Consider the following 6,814-nt stretch of genomic DNA (forward strand, 5'->3'; position numbering starts at 1 on the left):
GCCCGAGTCCGACCGTCGCAGCGCGCCACCGCCTAGTGGCGCAGGCGGCGAGCGGGTTACCGTCACCCGCGCGGCCGCGCAGCGCAGCCGTGAAATGGGTTCGCGGATGTACGGGTTGGTGCAGCGCGCCGCCACCGCCGACGGTGCCGACAAGTCCGGGCTGACGGCGCTGACCTGGCCGGTGGTGGCTAACTTCGCGACCGATGCCGCGATGGCCGTCGCACTGGCGAACACGCTGTTCTTCGCCGCCGCCACCGGGGAGAGTAAAGACAGGGTCGCGCTCTACCTGTTGATCACGATCGCGCCGTTCGCGGTTGTCGCGCCGCTGATCGGTCCGGCGCTCGACCGGCTACAGCACGGCCGACGGGTCGCGCTGGCGGCGTCGTTTGTGCTGCGCACAGGGCTGGCGGTGGTGCTGATCACCAATTACGACGGCGCCACCGGAAGCTTCCCGTCTTGGGTGCTGTATCCGTGCGCCCTGGCAATGATGGTTTTTTCGAAGTCGTTCAGCGTCCTGCGCAGCGCGGTCACGCCACGAGTGATGCCGCCGTCGATCGACCTGGTGCGGGTCAATTCCCGGCTGACCATGTTCGGACTGCTCGGCGGAACCATCCTGGGCGGCGGCATCGCCAGCGGAATCGAGTATGTCTTCACTCGCTTGTTCCATTGGCCCGGCGCGTTATTCGTCGTCGTTGCGGTCACTCTTGGCGGCGCCTTGCTGTGCATGCGCATTCCGCGCTGGGTCGAAGTGACCGAGGGTGAGGTGCCCACCACCTTGAGCTATCGCACCCATCCATCGCGGCGAAGCTGGCCGGAGGAGGTTCGCAAAGCGGGTGGGGCTCTTCGACAACCGTTGGGCCGCAACATCATCACCTCGTTGTGGGGCAACTCGACGATCAAGGTCATGGTCGGATTCTTGTTTTTGTATCCGGCGTTTGTCGCCAAAGCGCGTGACGCCAGTGGTTGGGTGCAGCTCGGCATGCTGGGACTTATCGGCGCTGCCGCGGCCATCGGTAACTTCGCCGGCAACTTCACTAGCGCACGGCTGCGCCTGGGCAGGCCCGCGGTGCTGGCAGTGCGCTGCACAGTGGCGGTGACCGTTGCGGCAGTGGCCGCGGCGGTGGCCGGCAATCTGGTGACCGCCGCGATCGCAACCCTGATCACTTCAGGGTCGAGCGCAATTGCCAAGGCCGCGCTGGACGCATCGTTACAAGACGACCTACCCGAAGAATCACGCGCGTCGGCGTTCGGGCGTTCGGAATCGACGCTGCAGCTGGCGTGGGTGCTGGGCGGCGCACTGGGCGTGTTGCTTTATACCGAGCTGTGGATCGGCTTCAGTGTCGTTGCGGCCGTGCTGATTTTGGGGCTGGCGCAGACCGTCGTCAGCTTCCGCGGCGACTCGCTGATCCCCGGCCTGGGCGGAAATCGGCCGGTGATGGTCGAGCAGGAAGGTGGTCGTAGCAACCACGACGGCGCGGCAGTCTCGTGGGAGTGAAGCCGACAGCAAAGTTCGGCACCGCCGTGCTGCTTGCTGTGGTGGTGGTGTTGGCAGCTGCCGCGGGAGTCGGCGCCTGGGCGCTATCCCGCGGGCGCGGTCCGCTACACCCGGAAATCAGCGCATATTCCCACGGTCAGCTGACCCGAGTCGGACCCTATAGATATTGCAAAGTGCTCGACCTCAACGATTGCGAAAACCCAAGGGAGCAAGGCGAGTTACGGGTGACTGCGCGCGATCCGGTGCAGCTTTCGGTGCCGCCGGCGATCGGCCGGGCACCGTGGTGGCTGTTGCGGGTCTATGAAGATGCGGTCAACCCGATGACGACCTTCTACCGGCCCGACAGCCGGTTGGCGGTCACCATCCCCACCGTCGATCCCAAGCTGGGCCGGTTGACCGGGATCGCCGTCCAGTTGATGACTGTGGTCGTCGACCGGGCCGGCGAATTGCACGGCGTGCCTCATGCGGAATGGTCAGTACGTACCGATTGGGGCTAGGCGCCGTGGCCGACGGGCACCTTTTCGGCCGGGGCAGGCGGCCCCGGTGGCGTGCCGTCACCGAACGGCTTGCCGTCCAACGCTTCCCGGCCATGCGGCGTCAACCAGTTGGCCAGCTCGGGCCCCTTCGGCACGATTCGCGTCGGGTTGATGTCGGCGTGCACGATGTAATAGTGCTGCTTGATCTGGACGAAGTCGACGGTATCGCCGAAGCCCGGCGTCTGGAATAGATCTCGCGCATAGGCCCACAGCACGGGCATCTCGGATAATTTGTTTCGATTGCACTTGAAGTGCCCGTGGTACACGGGGTCGAAGCGGGCCAAGGTAGTGAACAAGCGGACATCGGCTTCGGTGATCGTCTCGCCCACCAGGAACCGCTGACTTTCCAGTCGATCGCTGACCCAGTCCAAAGCGGTGAACAACCGGTCGTAGGCCGCGTCGTAGGACTGTTGCGAACCTGCGAAGCCGCACCGGTAAACACCGTTGTTGATTTCGGTGTAAACCCTTTTGTTGACTTCGTCGATCTCGTTTCGCAGCGGCTCGGGGTACAACTGAGGAGCGCCGTCGCGGTGGTAGGCAGTCCATTCTGTGGACAGATCCAACGTCAGCTGCGCGTAATCGTTGGTCACCACAGCGCCGGTTGGCACGTCGACGATTGCCGGGACGGTGATGCCCTTGGGATAGTCGGGGAAACGTTTGAAATACGCATCCTGTAGCCGAGGGATCTTCAGCACCGGGTCGAGCCCACCCGGGTCCAGGTCGAAAGTCCAGCTGCGCTCGTCATGGGTTGGACCGCAAAACCCAATGGAAATAGCACTTTCCAGCCCCAGCAACCGTCGTACGATGATCGCGCGGTTGGCCCACGGACAGGCGCGAGCGACGATCAGTCGATATCGGTCCGGCTCTACCGGGTAACCGTCCCGGCCGTCGGCGGTGATGCGGGTTTCGATATAGTTGGTGTCGCGGGTGAACTCGCCGGCCTCGGCGACGTATGCCATGTCAGGATTCGGCCACGGTCAAAAACCTCCGAGCCAGGTTGGACTCGGTGGACTCACCGGTTTCCCAGTGCGCGATCCACGGCCCGGTGCCCTCGGACTGGTCGACGATCCCTTCCTCGAGCCAGCTGTACCGACCTTTCAACACGTTGCGCGCCAGCGCGCCGTCAGTGCTGTCGGTGTTATCCCACAAGGCATTGAACAACGCCTCGACCCGCAGGGTGGCCTGCTGACAGAACGCCTCGGCCAGCTCGTATGCCTGTTCGCCCTGGGCCTGATCCGCGACTCGCTGGGCCTCGGCCCGGACGCACGACGCCGACATCGCGAACAGTTCCGCACCGATATCCACTACCCGTCCGAGGAAGCCCTGCTTCTGCTCCAGCGCTGCTTGCCAACGCGCCATCCCGTAGAAGGTGTTGCGGGCCAGTTTGCGGGCGGAGCGCTCAACGAATCGCAGGTGGCTCGCCAATCGGCCGAACTCGCGATACGCCGTCGGTCGTTGACCCTCGCCAAACACCAATTGCGGCAACCACTTTGCGTAGAATCCGCTCGCACCAACCGCGGCCTTGGCCTTCTGCCGCACGTCGGCCTTGGGATTTGCAAGGTCACCGGCCGCACTCAAATGGGCGTCGACCGCCTCACGGGCGATCAGCAGCCGCATGATCTCACTGGATCCTTCGAAGATGCGGTTGATCCTCAGATCGCGCACCACCTGCTCCACCGGCACGGCCCGCTCTCCGCGCGCGGCGAGCGATTCGGCGGTCTCATAGCCTCGGCCGCCGCGGATTTGCAACAGTTCGTCGGCGATCACGCAGGCCATCTCGCTTGACCACAACTTGGCCAGCGCTGCCTCGATCCGGATGTCGTTGCGGCCCTCGTCGGCCATCTGACCGGACAACTCCAACACCGATTCGAGCGCGTAGCTGGTCGCGGCCATGAACGAGATCTTGTTGGCGACCGCCGCGTGTTCGCCGACAGGTTTGCCCCACTGCACCCGCTCGCACGACCACTCCCGAGCGACTTTCAGCGACCACTTGGCGGAGCCAGCCGCTATCGCGGGTATCGAAAGTCGGCCGGCGTTCAGGGTGGTCAGCGCGATCTTCAGGCCGTCGCCTTCCCGACCGATCAGGTTTTCCGCCGGCACCCGGACACGATGCATCCGGGTCAGACCATTTTCGATCCCGCGCAACCCCATGAACTTGTTGCGCCGCTCCACGGTGATGCCAGGCGAATCGGCCTCGACGACGAACGCGCTGATTCCACCTCGGTGCCCCTCGCTCTTGGGCACAGTCGCCATCACCACCAGCAGGTCGGCGACCACGCCGTTTGTCGTCCACAGCTTCACGCCGTCCAGTTGGTAGGCCTGTCCGTCGTCAACCGGCGTGGCCGTCGAGGCCAGCCGCGCCGGGTCGGAGCCGACATCCGGCTCGGTGAGCAGGAACGCCGAGATCGCCCCGGCGGCACAACGCGGCAAGAACTTCCGTTTCTGTTCCTCGCTTCCGGCGAGCTTGAGCGGCTCGGGTACCCCGATCGACTGATGCGCTGAAAGCAGCGCACCGAGACTGGCATGCACGGTCGAAACCATCTGCAGTGCGCGGTTATACGCGACTTGCGACATGTTCAGGCCGCCGTACTCCGATGGGATTTTCATGCCGAAGCAACCGAGGTCAGCGAGGCCTTTGACATATTCATCGGGGATCTGTGCGTCGCGTTCGATGACGCTGCCGTCGATCGTGTCGAGGAATTCCCGCAGCTGAGCTAAGAACTTCTCGGTGCGGGCCGCGTCCTCGTCAGAGGGTTTGGGAAATGGGTGAATGAGCTCAAGCGGAAAACGGCCGAGGAAAAGCTCCTTGGCCAAAGACGGTTTATCCCAACCGCTTTCGCGAGATTCCTCAGCTACCGCTCTCGCTTGTTCCTCGCTGACCTGTGCCTGCTGCGCCATCGGACACTCCTCGCTGGACGGGCTTCCCCGGGTGTAATACCCAGTGTTACTCGCCAGTAACGCTCCGGTCCATGCTTTTGCAGAACGACGGGTCTCAGTTAGGCATCGAGTTCCTGCGCCACGGCTTTGACCACCTCGGAAACCCTGCGAGCGGTCTTGCGGTCCGGGTAGCGGCCCTTGCGCAGCTCGGGCTGCACGGTGCTCTCCAGGAGAGTGATCATGTCCTCAACCATGCCGTGCAGCTCATCGGGGCTGTGCTTGTGTTCGGCCGGACCCTCCCGGCGGGGCCGGGTCAGGCTCGGCGGCGGGTCGATCAATTTGAGGCTCAACGCCTGCGGTCCACGCCGTCCGGAGGCAACACCGAATTCAACGCGCTGCCCCGCTTTGAGGCCTTCGACGCCGGCAGGCAACGCCGAGGAGCGGACGTAGACGTCCTCGCCGTCCTCCTGGGATAGAAAGCCGAATCCTTTCGCGGCGTCGTACCACTTCACCTTGCCTGTCGGCACCGGTCTCACCTGCTTGTCTGACTGGAAACTAAGTATGGGTAACACAATGAAGCGCCCCGCCTGCGCAGGACGCGATGACGACAGATCCTACTCGGAAGGGCACCGGCCGAGCACCCAGTTTCTCGGTACTCTGGCATTACCGCTGGAGGAGACAATGCGCCTGATCCTGAACGTCATCTGGTTGATTTTCGGGGGCCTTTGGTTGGCCCTCGGCTATCTGCTGGCGGCGCTGGTCTGCTTCCTGCTCATCGTCACCATCCCGTTTGGGTTCGCAGCGTTGCGCATCGCATCTTATGCGCTTTGGCCGTTCGGGCGGACGATCATCGAGAAGCCCGGCGCAGGTACCGGGACCCTGATAGGGAACATCATCTGGCTGCTGTTGTGTGGGATCTGGCTTGCGATCGGGCACCTGGCGAGCGCTGTGGCGATGGCCGTGACGATCATCGGTATTCCGCTGGCGCTGGCCAATCTCAAACTGATCCCGGTGTCGCTGGTGCCGTTGGGCAAAGAAATCGTTCCCGTCGGGCAATCAAACCGCACCGAATCACTGGCGGAACACCGCTGATCGGTCATCCGCGGGTCAGCTGTGAGCCGTTTCTCGGCCATTTATTGGTGTGAATTGAGTCACATAACGGATTGATTACGGGACGGCAACGGCCCGATATCGTAGCCACCGACCTGCGCAGACAACGGGGCTTCCTGGCGTTTTCCGCGTCGACGGAACACGAAACGCTGGACGCGACAAAAAATGACTCGGCCACGATCACCCGCTAGCGTCGTGCGCGGGCTCGCCGAATCTTCCTGAGCGACGGGCCTTCTCGCCTATAGCGCCGAGCTCCATCCGATAGGCGGGAACACCACAACCCGTGGATGGAGACGGGGGACCCATTGGTCCGCCGAAATCGGACCGGAGCCGTACCTGGCTCCTTGGGGTGAAGCCACCACCGTTTCGCATCAGATTCGGTGTGGCCGGGCGACCTCTCCCGCCCGAACCCGACAGCTGACCTCGTGGGCGCATCAAGAGAGGACGTCTTCGCGTATGAGCGGACGGCATCGTAAGCCCACCACTTCGAACATCAACGTCGCCAAACTCGCATTCACCGGTGCTGTGATCGGTGGCGGGGGTATCGCACTTGCGGGCCACGCATCCGCGGCTACCGACGAGCAATGGGACGCTGTCGCTGGCTGCGAGGCGGGCGGCAACTGGACCATCAACACCGGCAACGGCTACCACGGCGGGCTGCAGTTCTCGCAGGGCACCTGGGCCGCACATGGCGGCGGACAGTTCGCCGCCTCCGCGAACCAGGCCAGCCGCGAACAGCAGATCGCGGTCGCCGAGCGGGTGCTGGCCACCCAGGGCCGTGGCGCCTGGCCGGTGT

7 protein-coding genes and 1 riboswitch are annotated in these 6,814 nt (G+C 63.9%); of the genes, 4 read left to right on the forward strand and 3 right to left on the reverse strand.

The window, feature by feature from the left end:
- Both WB785_RS18175 and WB785_RS18180 read left to right on the forward strand, forming a co-directional pair.
- On the forward strand, nt 1-1,495 hold a 1,495-nt coding region (locus WB785_RS18175; protein ID WP_424080690.1), incomplete at its 5' end, for an MFS transporter.
- The gene (locus WB785_RS18180) at nt 1,492-1,992 is read left to right on the forward strand and encodes a DUF2771 domain-containing protein (RefSeq protein ID WP_424080691.1); all 501 of its coding nucleotides are present in this window, start codon (nt 1,492-1,494) and stop codon (nt 1,990-1,992) included. The genes WB785_RS18175 and WB785_RS18180, both read left to right, overlap by 4 nt.
- Here the strand turns inward: WB785_RS18180 and WB785_RS18185 are convergent.
- From WB785_RS18185 to WB785_RS18195, 3 genes are all read right to left on the reverse strand, one after another.
- Nucleotides 1,989-2,990 carry a glutathione S-transferase family protein gene (locus WB785_RS18185; protein WP_424080692.1) on the reverse strand — a complete coding sequence of 334 codons (1,002 nt, stop codon included), beginning with the start codon at nt 2,988-2,990 and terminating at the stop codon, nt 1,989-1,991. The genes WB785_RS18180 and WB785_RS18185 overlap by 4 nt on opposite strands.
- 1 nt (nt 2,991) lies before the next feature.
- Complete coding sequence (locus WB785_RS18190; protein WP_424080693.1) at nt 2,992-4,929, reverse strand: acyl-CoA dehydrogenase family protein; 1,938 nt, start codon at nt 4,927-4,929, stop codon at nt 2,992-2,994.
- A 98-nt stretch (nt 4,930-5,027) separates the two neighbouring features.
- Nucleotides 5,028-5,435, reverse strand: a complete 408-nt coding sequence (locus WB785_RS18195; RefSeq protein WP_424080694.1) for a cold-shock protein — start codon at nt 5,433-5,435, stop codon at nt 5,028-5,030.
- Nucleotides 5,436-5,589: 154 nt separating this feature from the next.
- Between WB785_RS18195 and WB785_RS18200 the strand changes: the two genes are divergently transcribed.
- Nucleotides 5,590-6,000: a YccF domain-containing protein gene (locus tag WB785_RS18200; RefSeq protein ID WP_424080696.1), complete on the forward strand. Its 411-nt coding sequence runs from the start codon at nt 5,590-5,592 to the stop codon at nt 5,998-6,000.
- A gap of 280 nt (nt 6,001-6,280) precedes the next feature.
- Nucleotides 6,281-6,466: riboswitch (cyclic di-AMP (ydaO/yuaA leader) on the forward strand.
- 8 nt (nt 6,467-6,474) lie between these two features.
- Nucleotides 6,475-6,814: transglycosylase family protein (locus WB785_RS18205; RefSeq protein ID WP_424080695.1), on the forward strand; the 340-nt coding region annotated here is incomplete at its 3' end.

This window comes from Mycobacterium sp. (assembly GCF_049585075.1).
Taxonomy (GTDB): Bacteria; Actinomycetota; Actinomycetes; order Mycobacteriales; family Mycobacteriaceae; genus Mycobacterium.